At 70.9% G+C, this 16,591-nt stretch carries 16 protein-coding genes; 13 read left to right on the top strand and 3 right to left on the bottom strand.

What is annotated here, in order from left to right:
* Positions 1–139: 139 nt before the first annotated feature.
* Entirely contained in the window at positions 140–949 is an 810-nt protein-coding gene (locus ACWBNA_RS23790) for a PaaX family transcriptional regulator (protein WP_482706525.1), read from the bottom strand.
* A gap of 183 nt (positions 950–1,132) precedes the next feature.
* Between ACWBNA_RS23790 and ACWBNA_RS23785 the strand changes: the two genes are divergently transcribed.
* The 8 genes from ACWBNA_RS23785 to ACWBNA_RS23750 all read left to right on the top strand — a co-directional run bounded on the left by ACWBNA_RS23785 (position 1,133) and on the right by ACWBNA_RS23750 (position 11,171).
* Complete coding sequence (locus tag ACWBNA_RS23785; protein ID WP_482706524.1) at positions 1,133–2,650, top strand: FAD-dependent monooxygenase; 1,518 nt, start codon at positions 1,133–1,135, stop codon at positions 2,648–2,650.
* Complete coding sequence (locus ACWBNA_RS23780; protein ID WP_482706522.1) at positions 2,647–4,884, top strand: acetate--CoA ligase family protein; 2,238 nt, start codon at positions 2,647–2,649, stop codon at positions 4,882–4,884. The genes ACWBNA_RS23785 and ACWBNA_RS23780 overlap by 4 nt, the downstream gene beginning before the upstream one ends.
* Positions 4,885–4,895: 11 nt before the next feature.
* Positions 4,896–6,569: a (2,3-dihydroxybenzoyl)adenylate synthase gene (locus ACWBNA_RS23775; RefSeq protein WP_482706521.1), complete on the top strand. Its 1,674-nt coding sequence runs from the start codon at positions 4,896–4,898 to the stop codon at positions 6,567–6,569.
* On the top strand, positions 6,559–7,647 hold the full coding sequence (locus tag ACWBNA_RS23770; protein ID WP_482706520.1) for a cupin domain-containing protein: 1,089 nt from the start codon (positions 6,559–6,561) through the stop codon (positions 7,645–7,647). The genes ACWBNA_RS23775 and ACWBNA_RS23770 overlap by 11 nt, the downstream gene beginning before the upstream one ends.
* Entirely contained in the window at positions 7,644–8,477 is an 834-nt protein-coding gene (locus ACWBNA_RS23765) for a fumarylacetoacetate hydrolase family protein (RefSeq protein ID WP_482706519.1), read from the top strand. Before ACWBNA_RS23770 ends, ACWBNA_RS23765 begins: the two co-directional genes overlap by 4 nt.
* Positions 8,474–9,193 (top strand): maleylpyruvate isomerase family mycothiol-dependent enzyme, encoded by a 720-nt coding sequence (locus ACWBNA_RS23760; RefSeq protein WP_482706517.1) that lies wholly within the window; start codon positions 8,474–8,476, stop codon positions 9,191–9,193. Before ACWBNA_RS23765 ends, ACWBNA_RS23760 begins: the two co-directional genes overlap by 4 nt.
* 51 nt (positions 9,194–9,244) lie before the next feature.
* Positions 9,245–9,973 (top strand): alpha/beta fold hydrolase, encoded by a 729-nt coding sequence (locus ACWBNA_RS23755; RefSeq protein ID WP_482706516.1) that lies wholly within the window; start codon positions 9,245–9,247, stop codon positions 9,971–9,973.
* Positions 9,974–10,562: 589 nt separating this feature from the next.
* Complete coding sequence (locus tag ACWBNA_RS23750) at positions 10,563–11,171, top strand: NAD(P)-dependent oxidoreductase (protein ID WP_482706515.1); 609 nt, start codon at positions 10,563–10,565, stop codon at positions 11,169–11,171.
* A 31-nt stretch (positions 11,172–11,202) separates the two neighbouring features.
* On the opposite strand, the gene ACWBNA_RS23745 is transcribed toward ACWBNA_RS23750, so the two are convergent.
* Positions 11,203–12,102 carry a LysR family transcriptional regulator gene (locus tag ACWBNA_RS23745; RefSeq protein ID WP_482706514.1) on the bottom strand — a complete coding sequence of 300 codons (900 nt, stop codon included), beginning with the start codon at positions 12,100–12,102 and terminating at the stop codon, positions 11,203–11,205.
* Between the two features lie 55 nt (positions 12,103–12,157).
* Here ACWBNA_RS23745 and ACWBNA_RS23740 point away from each other — a divergent pair, with 55 nt between their 5' ends.
* From ACWBNA_RS23740 to ACWBNA_RS23730, 3 genes are all read left to right on the top strand, one after another.
* Positions 12,158–12,937, top strand: coding sequence for an inositol monophosphatase family protein (locus tag ACWBNA_RS23740; RefSeq protein ID WP_482706513.1), 780 nt, complete (start codon positions 12,158–12,160; stop codon positions 12,935–12,937).
* Between the two features lie 52 nt (positions 12,938–12,989).
* On the top strand, positions 12,990–13,823 hold the full coding sequence (locus ACWBNA_RS23735) for a GNAT family N-acetyltransferase (RefSeq protein WP_482706512.1): 834 nt from the start codon (positions 12,990–12,992) through the stop codon (positions 13,821–13,823).
* A gap of 271 nt (positions 13,824–14,094) precedes the next feature.
* Positions 14,095–14,445, top strand: coding sequence for an ANTAR domain-containing protein (locus ACWBNA_RS23730; RefSeq protein ID WP_482706511.1), 351 nt, complete (start codon positions 14,095–14,097; stop codon positions 14,443–14,445).
* 27 nt (positions 14,446–14,472) lie between these two features.
* Here the strand turns inward: ACWBNA_RS23730 and ACWBNA_RS23725 are convergent, their stop codons facing one another.
* A complete protein-coding gene (locus ACWBNA_RS23725; RefSeq protein WP_482706510.1) occupies positions 14,473–14,859 on the bottom strand; it encodes an STAS domain-containing protein in 387 nt (128 codons plus the stop codon).
* Between the two features lie 191 nt (positions 14,860–15,050).
* Between ACWBNA_RS23725 and ACWBNA_RS23720 the strand changes: the two genes are divergently transcribed.
* On the top strand, positions 15,051–15,497 hold the full coding sequence (locus ACWBNA_RS23720) for an ATP-binding protein (RefSeq protein ID WP_482706509.1): 447 nt from the start codon (positions 15,051–15,053) through the stop codon (positions 15,495–15,497).
* A 614-nt stretch (positions 15,498–16,111) separates the two neighbouring features.
* Positions 16,112–16,282 carry a hydrophobic protein gene (locus ACWBNA_RS23715; protein WP_482706508.1) on the top strand — a complete coding sequence of 57 codons (171 nt, stop codon included), beginning with the start codon at positions 16,112–16,114 and terminating at the stop codon, positions 16,280–16,282.
* The last annotated feature ends 309 nt before the right edge of the window (positions 16,283–16,591 follow it).

Genomic DNA, 16,591 nt, shown 5'->3' with positions numbered 1-16,591 from the left:
CCACGCTCGAACAACCTTGCGCGGGGGGACCCCCACCGCGTCGACGCCGTCCTCCGCCTTGCAGGTGGCGCACCAGCCCCGATCACGTGCGCCGATAAGGCGCCGCTGCTTTCCTCCGGCCTGACCCGCCGGACAGGCCCTACGCGACAGGACGCGGGCCGGCCACCTCGTCGTAGTAGGACTCGGCGGAGGGGCCGAGGACCTCGTGGGCCTCCAGGAACATCTGGTGCGCCTCGTGGCCCACCCAGCCCGCGGGAAGGAGATCGGTCGGCAGGTCCGGGTCGCGGAAGGGGAACTTGCGGTAGTCGTAGGTCAGCCGCATGCGCTCGACCATCGCCTCCTGGGGGCTGAGGTGCCCGGCCCGGTATGACGGCATCCGGCTGCGGTAGGTGCGCAGCAGTTCCCGGTAGTCCTCGTTGAGGGCGGCGAGGTCCCAGCCGCGTGCCGCCATCTCGCGGTCGACGGGCAGGCCGCCCGACTGGCAGCGCAGGGTGTCCAGGCGTACGGCCGGCTCGTCCGCGAACTTCTCCCGGACCTGCTGGAGCCGGTCGTGCGGGGAGACGTAGGTGGACGGGGCCAGGGGGCCGAAGCCCAGCCAGGCCAGCTCCTTGCGGATGCGGTCGCGTACACCGCGCTCGGTCTCGGGGACCGAGTAGATGACCATGTGCCAGTGCCGGTCCCAGTCGGAGGGGGCGCGGTCGAAGATGCGTGAGCGGCCCTCGTCGAGGAGCTGGAGACTGCGCTTGTTGAGCGTGTAGACCGTCTCCCTGCCCTCGCGCCGGACGTCGAACCAGTCCTCCTTGCGCAGCCGCGCGAGGACCACCCGCACGGTGCTCTCGCCGACGCCGAAGCAGCCCATCAGCGTGCTGAGGGTACGCAGCCGGGCGGCGCCGCCGCGATAGCGGACGTAGTCGCCGAACAGGTCGAAGACGATCGATCGAGGCTTCACGAAACCGACTATGCCACAGGGACGGCCGTCGTGAGGACGAGTCGCCCCACCGAGGAAACGCCCGTCCCCGCTGGAGAAGCGGCTTCGACGAAGCGCAACAAATTATTCACGCCCGTGTATCCATTGACACGAGACGCGTCCGGGCCTGAGTCTGGGCTCGTACTCGACGTGGAGGCAGGAGCCATGGTTAATCGGATCGCTTGCGTAGGAGGCGGCCCCGGCGGGCTGTTCTTCGCGGCGCTCGTCAAGCAGGCCGATCCGTCGGTCGAGGTGACGGTCTTCGAACGCAACCGCGCGCAGGACACCTTCGGCTTCGGCGTGGTGTTCTCGGACGCGACCCTGGCCGCCGTCCACGCGGCCGACCCCGTGCTGCGCACGGCGCTCGCGGAGTACGGCCGGCACTGGGACGACATCGAGGTGCGGCTGAAGGGACAGCGGATCCGGTGCGGTGGCAACGGCATGGCCGCCATCACCCGCAAGACCCTGCTCCAGCTGCTGCACCAAAGGGCCGAGGAGGTCGGGGTCGAGCTCCGGTTCAGCCACGAGATTCCCGCTGATCCGGCCGAGCTGGCCGACTACGACCTGATCGTGGCCGCCGACGGGGCCAACTCCCGGTTGCGCGACCGGCTCGCCGACGTGCTGGTGCCGGAGGTGGAGGTCGCGACCGCGAAGTTCATCTGGTTCGGCACGGACTATCTCTTCGACGGCCTGACCTTCGTACACGAGCACGGCCCGCACGGCACGTTCGCCGTGCACGGCTACCCGATCAGCGACAGCGTGAGCACCTTCATCGTCGAGACGGACGAGGAGTCCTGGCGCAGGGCGGGCCTCGACGAGTTCGACACCGCGCAGCCGCCCGGCCCGAGCGACGAGAAGAGCAAGGCGTACCTGGAGAAGCTCTTCGCCGAACAGATCGACGGACACGAACTGCTCGTCAACAACTCCCGCTGGGGCAACTTCCGCACCCGGCGCACCCGGCGCTGGCACAGCGGCAACGTCGTCCTGCTCGGCGACGCCGCGCACACCGCGCACTTCTCCGTCGGCTCCGGCACCAAGATGGCCCTGGAGGACGCCGTCGCCCTCGCCGACAGCCTCCTCACCCACCGCGACGACCTGCCGAGCGCCCTGGAGGCGTACGAGACGGCCCGGCGCCCCTCGGTGGAGAAGATCCAGGGCTCCGCCCGGCCGAGCCTGTCCTGGTGGGAGCACTTCGGGCGCTACCACGACGCGTTCGAACCGACGCGGTTCGCCTTCCATTTCATGTCCCGCAGCATCGGCAAGGAACGGATCGCGCGCCGCGACCCCGAGTTCGTCGACCAGGTCGTACGGGACTGGCGGACAGCACACGACGGACGCGATCCCCTGGACACCCCCTTCAGGGAGTTCAGCGGACGGCGGCTGACCTCACAGGAGCTCACGGCACTGCGCTCCGAGGGATGCCTGTGGCTCACCGCACCGGACGGTGAGGCTCAACTGCCGAAGATCTACGACGAGTTGGCCGACGCCCTGAGTGGTGACACGCCCCCGGAGCTGGTCGCCGTACACGGGGGAACCCCGTTCACCCGGTCGCTGCTCGCCGAACAGGCCCGGCTGGTGCACGGCCTCCCCGCACTGATCGTGGAGGACACGATGGACGACGACCGCGCTGAAACGTTGCTGCTGTCCGGGCGCGCCGACCTGGTGGCGGGGGAGCAGGCATGAACACCGACCTGACGCCGCTCTTCGCACCCGAAGGCGTGGTCGTGATCGGCGCCTCCCGGCAGAGCGGAAAGCTGGGCGCCGCCATGGCCCGCTCGCTGGCCCCCTTGCCCGGCGCCCGAGCCCTGGTCAACGCACGGAGACCGGAGCCCGCCGAGGGCGTGTACGCCTCGGTCGCCGAAGCAGCCGCCCACACCGCCGGACGGCTCGACCTGGCCGTCCTGTGCGTACCCGCGGCCGGCTGCGCCGACGCACTGGCCGACGCGGCCGCCGCCGGCTGCCGTGCCGCGCTGGTCTGCGCCGGCGGTTTCGGTGAGGCGGGCCCGGAGGGCGAGGCACACGCCGACGCCCTGCGCCTCGTCGCCCAGGAGACCGGGATCCGGCTGCTCGGACCGAACACCTCCGGCTTCTTCGCCCCCCACCTCGGCCTGACGGCCAGCTTCGTGCCCGCGGCGGGACAGCTCCCCGCCGGGGACATCGCGGTGGTCGCGGCCAGCGGTGGCGTCAACCACGCGCTCTGCTTCGACCTGGTCGCCGCCGGCAACGGCATCAGCCTAGGCGTCGGCATCGGGGCGGGCCTCGGCGTCACCGCCGCCGACGTCCTGGCCCACCTCGCGGGGGACGGCCGTACGACGGCCGTGGCGCTGCATCTGGAGACGGTGCCGGACGGGCCACTACTGGTCGAGGCCGTACGGCTGGCGGCTTTCGTCAAGCCGGTCGTGGCCCTGGTCGTCGGCCGCAGCGACGTCGGTGACTTCGCCCGGTCGCACACCGGAGCGCTCGCCACCTCCTGGCGTACGACGCGGGCCGCGCTGCGGCAGGCCGGGGCCGTGGTCGTGGACGACGAACGGGAGATGGTGGACGCGCTCACCGCCCTGTCCCGCATCCAACTGCCTCCCCACCCGGACCCCGGGCTCGCCATCGTCACGGCCCAGGCCGGGCCGGGGCTGCTGATCGCGGACCGGGCTGGCGCCGACGGCATCCGGATGCCGGAGCTGGCCGAGAGCACACAGCAGGCGCTCGGCGAACTGCTGCCCCCGCTCACCTACCAGCGCAACCCGGTCGACACGGGCCGGCCCGCCGAGACCTTCGCGCGCGTGCTGGCCACCACGGCCACGGATCCGGCGGTGGACCTGCTCGCCGTCTACGCCCTCACCGAGCCCGACAGCGTCGACCTCGCCTCGGCCGCCCAGGACGCCGGACTCGGCATGGACTCCCCGGCCGTGGTGGTCGTCGGCGGCCTGCCCGAGGACGTCGCCGAACAGCGGGCACGGCTGCACAAGGCGGGGATCCCGGCGCTGACCGGACCCGCATCCGCCGCCAATGCCGTACGGGCCCTGGTGACGCATGCCCGGCAGCGGGCTGTGCACATCGACGGGTCAGCCGATAAGTCGCGGCAGGAGACGGCCGTCGGCGTGCCGTCCAGTCCGCTGGACGGCGGCCTGCCCGTGCACAAGGCGGGGACCCCGGCACCGACCGGACCGGCTTCCGGCACGAATGCCGTACCGGCCCCGGTGGGGCATGCCCGACAGCGTGCCGTGCTCACCGACAAGTCCCCCGACGGGTCGCGGCAGGAGACGGCCGTCGCCGTGCCGTCCGGTCCGCTGGACGAGGACGCCGCCAAGACGTTCCTCGCCTCGCTCGGCATCCGCACCCCGAACCGCCTCGCCTGCGACACGCGCGCCGATGCCCACCACGCCCTGCGTCTGCTGGGCGGGCCCGTCGCGGTCAAGGTGCTCGACGCCGCGATCCTCCACAAGACGGAGATCGGCGGAGTCCACCTGGGCGTGCGCACCGCCGACGAACTCGACGCGGCCCTGGACGCCATCGGCCCCGACCGCCGCTACCTGGTCGAGGCCATGGCCCCGGCCGGCGTCGACCTCGTGCTCGGCGCGCGACGGGACCCCGTGTTCGGGCCCGTCGTCCTCGCCGGGCTGGGCGGCACAGCCGCCGAGGCGCTCGCCGACGTGGCGATCCGGCTCGCCCCGCTCTCCGCCGCCGAGGCCGCCGGCATGCCCGACGACCTGGCCGCCCGCGCCCTGCTCGACGGCTGGCGCGGCGGGCCCGTGCTGGACCGCGCCGAGTTCGGGCGGGTCGTCTCGGCACTCGGCGCCTGCCTCGCCGCGAGCCCCGACACCGCCGAGATCGAGATCAACCCGCTGCGGCTCACCGCCGACGGACTCTTCGCGCTGGACGCCGTGATCGTCCCCACCGCTCCACCCGCACAGGACCGCTAAGGAGAACGACCATGCCCAGGCCGAGCAGCAACGGCGCTGTGCCCTGGCCCGCGGAGTACGCCAGGCGCTACGCCGACAAGGGCTACTGGGAGGGCCACGCCATCGGCGACCGGCTCCACGCCGTCGCCGACGCCACTCCCGACACGGTCGCGCTCGTCGACGGCGACCGGCGCCTGACGTACCGGCAACTCGCCGAGCGGGCGGACGCCGTGGCACTGCGGCTGGCCGCGCTCGGGCTCCGCCCGGACGACCGGCTCGTGGTGCAGCTGCCCAACACCGCCGAGTTCGTGATCCTCGCCTACGCCTGTCTGCGTCTCGGCGTGATTCCGGTGATGGCACTGCCGGGACACCGCAGACACGAGATCGGCTACCTGGTCGAGCACAGCGAGGCCGTGGCCATCGCGGTACCGGGCGTCCTCAAGGACCACGACCACCAGGCGATGGCCTTCGAGGTCGCCGACGGCTCACCGACCCTTCGGCACGTCCTCGTACTCGGCGACAAGGTCGGCGACGACGCCGTGGACCTGCGCGAGCTGTGCGCCGCTCCCGGCACACCGGCGGACCGGGCCGCCGTGGACGCGTACCGGCCGGACAGCCGCTCGATCGCCGTCTTCCTGCTCTCCGGCGGCACCACCGGGCTGCCCAAGCTGATCACCCGCACCCACGACGACTACCTCTACAACGCCCGCCGCAGCGCCGAGGTCTGCGCATTCGGCGCCGACACGGTCTACTTCGCCGCGCTGCCCCTCGGACACAACTTCCCGCTCGCCTGCCCCGGCCTGCTGGGCGTGCTGCTGAACGGCGGCCGGGTGGTGCTGGGTTCCCCCAACCCGGAGAAGGCGTTCCCGATCGTCGAGCGCGAGCGCGTCACCGCGTCGGCTCTGGTCCCGGCCATCGCCCAGCGGTGGCTGGACCACCACCGGGAACACCCGGGGACCGACCTGAGCTCACTGCGGATCCTCCAGGTCGGCGGCTCCAGGCTCGCCGACCACGTCGCCCGCCGAGTCCGCCCTGAACTCGGCTGCACCCTCCAGCAGGTGTTCGGGATGGCCGAAGGTCTGCTCAACTACACGCGCCTGGACGACCCGGAAGACATCATCTGTACGACACAGGGGCGCCCCATGTGCGAGGACGACGAGCTCCTCGTCGTCGACGAACTGGGCAACCCGGTCCCCGACGGACTCCCGGGGGTACTGCTCACCCGCGGGCCGTACACACCGCGCGGCTACTACCGCGCCCAGGAGCAGAACGCCCGCGCCTTCACCGAGGACGGCTGGTACCGCACCGGCGACATCGTGCGCCTGCTGCCCGACGGCAACCTGGTCGTCGAGGGCCGCGACAAGGACATGATCATCCGGGGCGGGGAGAACATCTCCGCCGAGGAGATCGAGAACTTCGCCTACCAGACCCCCGGCGTCGCCCGCGCCGCCGCCGTGGCGATGCCCGACGCACAACTGGGCGAGCGCGTCTGCCTCTACGTCGTTCCGGAACCGGGACACACGGTCGCCCTCGACGACATCCACCACGTCATGGAGAACGCGGGCACCGCCCGCTTCAAGTTCCCGGACCGGCTGGTGACGGTCCCCGAACTCGCCGCCACCAAGGTCGGAAAGATCGACAAGAAGGCCCTGCGCGCCGACATCGCGCGCCGCCTCGACGCCGAAGGAACCCCAGATGACCAGTGACACCGTCATAGCCCCGGAGGAGACGGACCCCGAACTCCGCAAGCTGTACGACGGCTTTGCAACCGCAGGGCTCATCCCCCTGTGGACCGAGATCGGCAACCTCATGCCGCTCACCCCGCAGCCCGAGGCCGTCCCGCACGTCTGGCAGTGGGACACGCTCCTCCCGCTCGCCCGCAGGGCCGGAGACCTCGTGCCGGTCGGACGCGGCGGTGAGCGCCGCGCGATAGCGCTCGCCAACCCGGGCCTGCCCGGCCGACCGTACGCGACTCCCAACCTGTGGGCGGCGATCCAGTACCTCGGCCCGCGCGAGGTCGCCCCCGCGCACCGGCACTCACAGGGCGCCTTCCGGTTCATCATGGAGGGCGAGGGCGTGTGGACGGTCGTCAACGGCGACGCGGTCGAAATGCGCCCCGGCGACCTGCTCCTCACCCCGTCGATGCACTGGCACGGCCACCACCACGTCGGCGACGCGCCGATGGTCTGGCTGGACGGCCTCGACATCCCGCTCGTGCACCGCCTGGACGCCGGGTTCTTCGAGTTCGGCGAGGACGGCGTCTCCGACCGCTCGACCCCCTCCCGCTCACGCAACGAACGCCTGTGGGGCCACCCGGGCCTGCGCCCGATCGCAGCGCCCAGCACCCCCGACTCCCCGCTCATGGCCTACCGCTGGGCCGACACCGACGACGCCCTCACCGCCCAGCTGGAACTGGCGGACGAAGGACACCCGGGCGTCATCGAGCCCGGTCACGCAGGCATCCGCTTCACCAACCCCGCCACCGGCCGCGACGCCCTCGCCAGCCTGCGCACCGAAATGCACCGCCTGCGCCCGGGCAGCACCACCGCCACCCGCCGCACCGTCGGCTCGTCCGTCTGGCAGGTCTTCCGCGGCAGCGGCACCGTCACCCTCGACGACCGCGAGATCGGGGTGTCCGACGGCGACCTGATCGCGGTCCCCTCCTGGTGCGCCCTGACCATCGCCGCCGACACCCAGCTCGACCTGTTCACCTTCAACGACGCGCCGCTCTACGAGGCACTGAACCTCGCCCGCACCGAAACGACCGGGAGCACCTCCGCATGAAGCTCGCCACCATCCGCACCGCCGACGGCACGGTCGCCGTCCGCCTCGACGGCGACCGAGCCGTGGAGACCGGCACCCCCGACGTCGCCGCCCTGTTGCGCCGCCCCGACTGGCGTACGTACGCGGGTGCCGCCGAAGGGCCGGCGCACGACGTGACGGCTCTCGACTTCGCCCCCGTCGTCACGACCCCCGCCAAGATCTTCTGTGTGGGCCACAACTACCGCGCCCACATCGCGGAGATGGGCCGCGAGATGCCGTCGTACCCCGCTCTCTTCGGCAAGTTCGCCAACGTTCTGCTCGGCGCCCGCGACGACATCGTCCACCCGGGCGAGACGGACGAACTGGACTGGGAAGCCGAACTCGGTTTCGTCATCGGATCGCAGCTGCGCCGCCGGGCCACCAAGGAGGAGGCGGCGGCCGCGATCGCCGGCTACACCGTCGTCAACGACATCTCCATGCGGGACTGGCAGTGGCGTACCCCGCAGTGGCTGCAGGGCAAGGCGTGGGAGGCCAGCACGCCGGCCGGGCCCTGGCTGGTGACCGGCGACGAGATCGACGACGCGGCCGACCTGGAGATCCGCCTGGAGGTCGACGGGCAGGTCATGCAGCGCTCGCGCACGTCCGACCTGCTGTTCACCCCGGCGGACATCACCGCGTACCTCAGCACGTTCACGACGCTGGAGCCGGGCGACCTCGTCCTCACCGGTACCCCGGGCGGGGTCGGCGCGGCCCGCGACCCGAAGGTGTTCCTGAAGCCGGGCCAGGTGGTACGGACCGTGGTCGAGGGCGTCGGGGAGTGCGTGAACACGGTCGTCGAGGACAAGCCGTGAGCAAGCCGGAACGGGTTCTCGGATGGGTCGAGGACGGGCAGCGCCGACTGCGGCAGGCGGTCGACGCGTTGCCGGACGACGCGGTCACCGAGCCCTCCGCGCTGCCCGGCTGGACCCGCGGCCACCTGCTCACCCACCTCGCCCGCAACGCCGACGCCCTGGTCAACCTGCTGACCTGGGCCCGGACAGGCATCCCGACCCCCATGTACACCTCGCCGGACCAGCGCGCCACGGACATCGAGGCGGGCGCGGGACGCTCCCTCGCCGAACAGCGGTCGGACGTACGGGAGTCCGCCGCGCGTTTCCGGAAAGCCGCCGACGCGCTCTCGGCCGGCGCCTGGTCGGCCACCGTCGTCAGCGGCCAGGGCCGTGAGATCCCCGCGGCGGAGGTGCCGTGGCTGCGGGCCCGCGAGGTGTGGATCCACCTGGTCGACCTGCGCGTGGGCGTGGGCATGGACGCGTTGCCGCCCGCCTTCGCCTGGGCCCTCGTACGCGATGTCGCCGGGTGGATGTCGGCCCGCGTCGAGCCGGGCATCGGCGCCGAGCTGGCGGCGGAGGGCCACGGCACCGTCGTACTCGGCACACCGGCCGCAGGTGTCACGGTCACCGGACCGCCGTACGCCCTCGCCTCCTGGCTCACCGGCCGAGACGGCACCCAAGAGCTGCGTGAGCTGCGTGTCACGGGTGAACTCCCGGACCTCCCACGCTGGTTGTGAACCCACTTTTCATCACTCGATCACTCGATCACTCGATCAAAGGAGACCGACATGAGCGAGACCTTCGTCCTGGTGACCGGAGCCTGTCACGGCGGATGGGCCTGGCGCCCGGTCGCGACAGAGCTGAGAGCCGCCGGCCACCAGGTGCACACCCCCACCCTGGCCGGGCTGGGCGCCGACGACGACCCGCGCGGCGTGACCCTCACCGACTGCGTGAACAGCCTCGTGGACTACGTCGAACGCGCCGGGCTGACCGACATCACCCTGCTCGGCCACAGCTGGGGCGGCTACGTCCTGACCGGCGCGGCGCCGAAGCTCGCTTCCCGGATACGGCGCCTGGTCTTCTGGAACGCGTTCGTCCCGAACGACGGCGAGTCCCTGATCGACGCGTGCCCGCCGCACTACGGCGAGATGTTCCACGCCGTGGCGGCCGCCTCCGGCAACGACACCGTGACGTTTCCCTTCGAGGTCTTCCAGCAGGCGTTCATGCAGGACGCCAGCGAGGAGACCCAGCGCCTGATCCACTCCCTGCTCGTCCCGCAACCCCTGGGCACCTTCACCGAGAAGCCGGACACGGCGGCGTTCGCCGCACTCGACATCCCCACCGCCTACATCCTGGCCACCGAGGACCTCGCCCTTCCCGGCGAGTGGGCCTGGGCCGACCGCTTCCTGCCACGGCTCAAGAACCCGCTGGTCATCGAGACCCCGGGCAGCCACGAGGCCCTCTTCACCCGCCCCGCCGAACTGGCCGACGCGTTCGTCCGGGCCTGCGCGGCATAGGCGACGACCACCCACATCGCGCGTGGGGCCCCGACCTCCTCGCGATGCGGAACCTGTTGGAGGCGTCGGCCGGGCTCGCTCCGGCCCGGCGCTCATGAGGGGAGCGGCACGGCGGCGCCGCGGCACCGGGACGGTCACCCCGTCTAGGCAGCCCCGCATGTCCATCCCGGGTGGGGCGTTACGGTACGCCCCAGAGTTCGTCATAGCCGCCAAGGAGCCGCTGCCGCACCGTAAGGACCCGGACCTGTCCGCCGCGCGCTGCGTAACCTGGGCCAATCCCCTGCCCGTTAGGCCGGACCCCTCGTGCCCAGCGGAGCGCCGAAGCCGCCGCTTCCGGCGAACTCGCACCAGGGGCCAGCCGGACCACCGGGAAGTGCGCCGCCGGCAAGATGAGCCTGCGGGATGAGTCGGCGACCGCGGAACGGTACGGCGGCGCCGCGGGGTTCTTGAGCCGTGCGCCTTGACTGCCAGTCGTCGCGCACCCCGGGGAACGCGCTCGCCCTTCCGCGAAAGCGATTGCGTCTGGGTAACTTATCGAGTCAGATACTTGCACTTGTTGTTAACTGGTGGATTCTCTAGCGTTCTCGGCATGAACCTCACCGTCCTCGCGGCCTCCGGCCGGACCGGCATCGCCCTCACCCGACAGGCGCTGCGACGTGGTCACACCGTGACCGCCATCGCGCGTGATCCCGAGCGGATCGCCCTGCCCGACTCCCCGAACCTGCGCAAAGTGGCGGGCGACGTGAACGACACGGCCGGTATCGCCGCCGTCGTGGACGGGGCTTGCGTGGTCCTTTCCGCGCTCGGCACGGACCGGGCCGGGATTTTGCTGACCGGCGCCCGGGCCGTCGTCGCCGCCGGCCCGCGACGGGTCATCTGGCTCGGTGCCTACGGGACGGGAAAGTCGGCCGAGGTGGCGGGGGAGGGCGCGGGCGTGCTCGCCGCGGTGCTGGGCGACCGGCTCGCGGACAAGGTCGGAGCCGACAACACCGTTCTCGCGGCCGGCGGCACCGTCTTCCACGCCGGGATGCTCGCCGACGGGCCGGAAAGCCCCCGCCGACGCACGGTCGGCCTGGAGGACGCGCCCCCCTTCGACCTCAGTGCCAAGGTCAGCCGGGAAACCGTCGCCGCGGCGATGCTCGACGAGGCCGAGACGCCCGGCTTTCCCGGCGCCGTGGCCCTGCCACTGGCCCAGTAGGCGTGGTCGCCAACGCCGCCACCGGGTGCGGTCAGCGGGCGGTGATCTCCTCGATCGACGCCCTGACCTGCTCGCGGAGCCAGGCGTGGGCGGGGTCGGAATCGTAGCGCTGGTGCCAGTTGCAGTTGATCGTCGCCGCCGGGGACTCGATTGGCAGCGGCCGGGCCAGGAGCCCGAACGCCTCGATGAGGGGGCGGGCGTGGATCGCCGTGCAGGTGACCAGCGCGTCGCCGCGGGCGGCGATCTGCAGGGCGGTGGCCACCGTCGCCACCGCCGCGATGACCCGGCGCCGCAGGCCTTCGGCGGCCAGCACGTCGTCGATCGGCGCGGTGAGGCGGCCACGCCGGGAGATCACCACATGCGGCTGCGCCGCGTAGGAGGCCAGGTCGAGTCCGGCGGCACACGGGTGGTCCGCGCGCATTGCCACGACGAGCCGGTCCTGGCCCAGCGGCTCGGACCGGAACTCGGGCAGAGCCGGCCTGCCGCCGCCGAGTTCCAGATCCACGCGGCCGTGGCGCAGGTCGTCGGTGTCGACAAAGCTCTCCGCCAGCACCCGCAACTGCACCCCGCGAGCCCGCTGCTGGATCCTGGCGACCAGTACCGGTACCAGTGACGCGGCCACCGCGTCGTGACACCGGATCGTGAAGGTGCGATCCAGCTCGGCCAGATCCAGCTCACGGACCGGCGAGAGCACCTCGTGCGCCTGCCTGACCAGCCGGTGCACGTCCTCGCGCACCGACAGCGCGTACGGGGTGGGAGCCATCGAGTGGCCGGTACGCACCAGGATGTCGTCCCCGGTGACGGCGCGCAGCCGGCCCAGGGTGCGGCTGACCGCGGGCGAGGACAGGTGCAGCCGCTCGGCAGCACCCATCACGCTGCCCTCCTCGAGCAGGGCGTCCAGCACGGTCAGCAGATTCAAGTCCAATTGCATGACAGTAAATCCCCACAAGACGCAGATCCACTTCGGTCAACTTGAGGAGCATCCCATGAGCCGGCAACTGCTTGCCGCCACCGTCGCCGCCGTCCGCCACGCCGGCGCCCGGATGATGACGCGCTATTCCACCGAGTCCCGTCCGCCGGGGCTCCCCGAACTGCTCGCGCACCTCCAGGCCAATGACGCGGCCGTTGCCGACACGTTGCGCCCGGCGTTGACCGAGGCCCTGCCGAGCGCGGGCTGGCTCAACGACGAACACGGATCGGGACCGCTGGCCACGGGTGAGTGGTGGCTCATCGACCCGGTCGGTGGCAACGTCAACGCCGCGCACGGCATGCCCGACTGGAACATCGGCGTGAGCCTCGTCCGTGACGGCCGCCCGGTGCTGGCGGTGGTCTATTTCCCGGTCCTCGACGAGATGTTCACCGCGACCGAGGGCGGCGGGGCGTTCCTCAACGGCGTACCGCTGCGGGTTTCGGTCAAGACGTCGTTGGACGCCGCGCTGACCGGGACCGGTCAGGCCCAGCCGGGTCACGACCCCGAGCTCGCGAAGCGGATGGGCGCCGCCTTCGCCGCGATGACGAACTCCGCTCTTTATGTGCGGATCTCCGTACCGGTGACCCACCAGCTCGCCCAAGTAGCCGCAGGGCGAATGGACTTGCACTGGCAGTTCGACAACGTCCGGTCCCACGCGGCAGGTGTGCTGCTGGTCCAGGAGGCCGGAGGTGTCGTGACCGACATCGAGGGCAAACCGTGGGAACTGGCCAGCGAGAGTTACCTCGCTGCCGCGCCGGGTGTGCACGCCGCAGCGCTGGAAGTCCTCACCGCCTGAGGGAAGTGCGGATCCGCCTTCTCGTCACCCGCCACGAACGGGAGAATCACCCATGACGACCACCGTGCCGTCCGGCCTTGCCGAGCTGACCGAGATCATGGCTTGCGCCGACTTCGCGACCAGCGCGTCGGCGTCCGTGCGGGAGGCCTTGGGCCTCGGCTCGCTGCACGTCGGCTCGACGCGGGCATTGGCGATCCGCGAGGATCCGAGCCACTTCTTCAACCGGGCGGGCGGGTTCGGCGCCGATGGTCCGATCACCGTCGACGACCTGGTCCGGGTGTGCGACTTCTATCGGAAGCAGGGTGTCTCCCAGGGCTCGCTCATGATCGCACCGCCGTTGCTGCCGCCGGACTGGGCCGGCACCGCCGCGAAACTGGGCCTCGCCGAGAGCAGCCGATTCACCAAGCTGGGCTGCGACATCGAAACCCCGCCCACCACCGCCGACCACACCCCGCTGGATCCGGGTTGGCGCGTCGGCGTCGTCGAAGCCCACCAGACCCGGGAGTGGGCCACGGTCATGATGACCACCTTCGGGTTCACCACCCCGGACATCATCGAGATGGCCGCGTCATGCGTGGGCAATGCGAACTGGCGGCAGTACGCGGTCTGGGCGGGTGAGCGGATCGTCGCGGTCGGCAGCGTCTTCCTGAACGGGGAGTGCGCCGACATGTTCGGCGGGGCGACGCTCCCCGAAGCACGCGGCCGTGGCGCCCAGTCGGCGCTGCTCACCGCTCGCGTCCGGGCGGCCACGGCCGAGGGCTGCCGATGGCTTGTCGCCGAGACCGGCGTGAAAGGTCCCGGCGAACACAACCCGTCACTGCACAACATGGTGCGCGTCGGCTTCGAGCCGTTGTATGAACGGGCCACCTGGCTGTGGCGTTCGTAGCCCGTTGAGGGTGAAGACACGAGTCGGCTGCGGCACCCGCCTTGGCAGCCCGTTCCTCACCTGTCCGGCCCGTGAGGTGTGAGGGCGGACGCGAGGGCCACCCGGCAGATCAAGGGTTGGGCAAACAGCCCCTGAGGGCCCTTCGCCGTCCCAAGATCGGCGAAGGGCCTCTCATCCCGCGTGATCTGCACTCCGCATGGGAGGGGGTCTTGCTGTCGCGGTAGGGGGCAGGCGTACAGGGAAGCCTTGCCCCTGCCCGGAGAGACCAACCATGACGACCTCCCGCGTGCCGCGGTCCTCACCCGACGGCACACGTGACGACGCCACGAACGCCCGCCTGGAACAGGAGAACGCGCAGTTGCGGCATGCCATCGGCTCCCACGCCACGGTGGACCAGGCCATCGGTGTTCTCACCGCGATTCACCAGCTCGCGCCGGCCGCCGGATTCGAGGTACTGCGTGAGGTGTCCCAGAACACCAACACCAAGCTGCACACGGTGGCCGAGACAGTGATCGCCTGGGCGCTGGGGCAGCCGCTGCCGGAGCCGTTGGGCCAGGAGCTGGCCGCGGCCGTGCGGCGGCGCTCGCGCCGGCAGGACGCCCTGAACGGGGAAGCCGGATAGAACGCCGTGCCCGGGTATCAGCGTGGGTCAGGCGGTCAAGGCCTGCTCGACGGTGGGGTAACAGGGGATGACTTCATTCAGGCCGACGATCTCAAGGACTCGCAGCACCGATGCCTGGGGGCCGGTCATACGCAGCCACCCCTGAGCGTCACTCATGGCCTGGTGGGCGGCGACGATGACGTTGATGCCGCTGGAGTCCATGAAGGTCACGCCGCTGAGGTCCACCACGGTCCGCGGCGGCGCCGCGCCGTCAAAGGACAGCAGGGCCTGGCTGAGTATGTCCTTGACGGTGTGGTCGATCTCGCCGCGCACGGTGACCACCCTGATGTTGTTGATGGTGGTGTGGCCGACTGACAGCTGGCCGGTCCGGCCTGCTCCGTGGGTGTCTGTCACCGTTTCCTCTGCTGCGCTCACTGATGGGAACTCAGGTTCCCGACACGATAGTGCCGACAGTCTGCCCTGATATTGCGGTGAACACCCGTTCGGACCTCTTCGTGAGCGAGTTCACGGGCATGCGAGGCAGAGTCCGGGGTAGGCGCAGGCGGGTGAACGGGGGGAAAAGGGTGGATCCGGCGGAATCAGTCCCCGATGGTGAGGACAGCGCGATGCCTGGCGCCCCTCCGATACAGGACACGGTCGCCCTTGACGGCGACGGATCCTGCATCGCTGAGGCTCGCCACCGCGCGGTGGACTTCCTCGCCCGCGTCCAGGCCGAGCACGGCCTGCCGGTGTCGGCCCGCGCGTTGGACCTGACGCAGCTGGTGGTCAGCGAGCTGGTCACCAACGCCCGCAAGTACGCTCCCGGGCCGGTGCTGATGGAACTGAGCATCGCCGGGGACCTGGTGGAGATCATCGTGTGGGACAGCGATCCCGTCCTGCCCATGGCCCGGGCCGCTGACGCGGGCAGAGTCGGCCAGCACGGTCTGGAGATCGTCATGGCCGTCGTCCAGGGCTTCGAGGTCCAGCGGGAGCCGGTCGGCAAACGCATCACCGCCCGCATCGCCCTGCCCGACGACCCCTGCGGGGACGTCACCGGACGCCGCCCCCACTAGCACCTTCCGAGCCGCCTTTGCGTCGTGGTCCCGCATCCAAAGACGAGGAGACGACGTTCGACCTCCCCAGGCATCCCGCCGCCTCCTCGTCAACATCCGGCGCCTACCCGTCAAAGCCCGTGCCATGCCAGCAGACGCGTGACCTCTCGGGCAGCGTGCCCACGACCCCGGCCGGCGGGTCGCAGGTGCTCGCGCGGCGACTCACGCCACGGGGCGTGGCGACCAGCGCGTCAGTGATGACTCGCAGCTTGGTGTTGGTGTTGGTCTTCTGGCGGCCACAGCAAGTCCGCCAAGCTTCCTCCGGCGTGCTGCGGAGATCGCTGACGAGAGCAAGCCCGCGGGTCATGTAGATGACCGGACGGCGCTTCCTCCCACGTCTGCTGTTCTGCGAGTGACGGTGCGAGTCGGCCACCGCTCTTCAAAAGGCAGGCGCTGCCATCGCTCGTGTCGACCTTGCCGATCACCGGACGAAGTGAGGCGCAGAAGTCCCGACTCGGCCCTTCTGCGGGGAAGACGATGCCGACGATGCCCCGAATGGCGGATAAGAAACAGATAAAGATTCAGCGTGTGTGGAGACCAGGTCGGGGCACACGGCGGGACGGAGGTTGATAACTATGGTTCCCCTGCTACTCGTTCTGCTGCTCGCCCTGATCCTCTTCGGTGCCGGGTTCGCCCTGAAGGTACTGTGGTGGGTTGCCGTGATCGTCCTGGTGATCTGGCTGGTCGGCTTCCTCGCCCGCTCCACCGGACCGAGCGGAACGCGAGGCCGCTGGTATCGCTGGTAGGACGCCAGATCCAAACGGGGGCGCACCGATCATCGGTGCGCCCCCCCCATCATGTCCGGGCTCGCACACAGCGGTTCGAGCGCGAGCGGGACCGCCGGTCTCCGGATCGCAACCGCCCGTCATTGAAGCTGCCCAACGCTGCGGCCCGAGGCCGGTTCCTGCTGGAGGTGCCGGGGTTCCCTTGCCGGCACAGGTATCGGCCCCGGACCTGACCGGGCGCGTACCCACAGAGAGACCGGCGAGACAACCAGTCGTGTGTACAGCACGTGAGGGAAACGTCGCCGGCAGCCTCGACAACATCAGCGACGA

The organism is Streptomyces sp. Q2, assembly GCF_056820935.1.
The sequence above is the reverse complement of the archived record's forward strand: the minus strand, read 5'-3'. Positions and strand labels throughout refer to the sequence as shown.

What these genes read in the sequence shown, in the direction of transcription:
- ACWBNA_RS23785 (WP_482706524.1), top strand. Translation starts at nt 1,133, where the DNA reads ATGGTTAATCGGATCGCTTGCGTAGGAGGCGGCCCCGGCGGGCTGTTC.
- ACWBNA_RS23780 (WP_482706522.1), top strand. Translation starts at nt 2,647, where the DNA reads ATGAACACCGACCTGACGCCGCTCTTCGCACCCGAAGGCGTGGTCGTG.
- ACWBNA_RS23775 (WP_482706521.1), top strand. Translation starts at nt 4,896, where the DNA reads ATGCCCAGGCCGAGCAGCAACGGCGCTGTGCCCTGGCCCGCGGAGTAC.
- ACWBNA_RS23770 (WP_482706520.1), top strand. Translation starts at nt 6,559, where the DNA reads ATGACCAGTGACACCGTCATAGCCCCGGAGGAGACGGACCCCGAACTC.
- ACWBNA_RS23765 (WP_482706519.1), top strand. Translation starts at nt 7,644, where the DNA reads ATGAAGCTCGCCACCATCCGCACCGCCGACGGCACGGTCGCCGTCCGC.
- ACWBNA_RS23755 (WP_482706516.1), top strand. Translation starts at nt 9,245, where the DNA reads ATGAGCGAGACCTTCGTCCTGGTGACCGGAGCCTGTCACGGCGGATGG.
- ACWBNA_RS23750 (WP_482706515.1), top strand. Translation starts at nt 10,563, where the DNA reads ATGAACCTCACCGTCCTCGCGGCCTCCGGCCGGACCGGCATCGCCCTC.
- ACWBNA_RS23745 (WP_482706514.1), bottom strand. Translation starts at nt 12,102, where the DNA reads ATGCAATTGGACTTGAATCTGCTGACCGTGCTGGACGCCCTGCTCGAG.
- ACWBNA_RS23740 (WP_482706513.1), top strand. Translation starts at nt 12,158, where the DNA reads ATGAGCCGGCAACTGCTTGCCGCCACCGTCGCCGCCGTCCGCCACGCC.
- ACWBNA_RS23735 (WP_482706512.1), top strand. Translation starts at nt 12,990, where the DNA reads ATGACGACCACCGTGCCGTCCGGCCTTGCCGAGCTGACCGAGATCATG.
- ACWBNA_RS23730 (WP_482706511.1), top strand. Translation starts at nt 14,095, where the DNA reads ATGACGACCTCCCGCGTGCCGCGGTCCTCACCCGACGGCACACGTGAC.
- ACWBNA_RS23720 (WP_482706509.1), top strand. Translation starts at nt 15,051, where the DNA reads ATGCCTGGCGCCCCTCCGATACAGGACACGGTCGCCCTTGACGGCGAC.
- ACWBNA_RS23715 (WP_482706508.1), top strand. Translation starts at nt 16,112, where the DNA reads ATGGTTCCCCTGCTACTCGTTCTGCTGCTCGCCCTGATCCTCTTCGGT.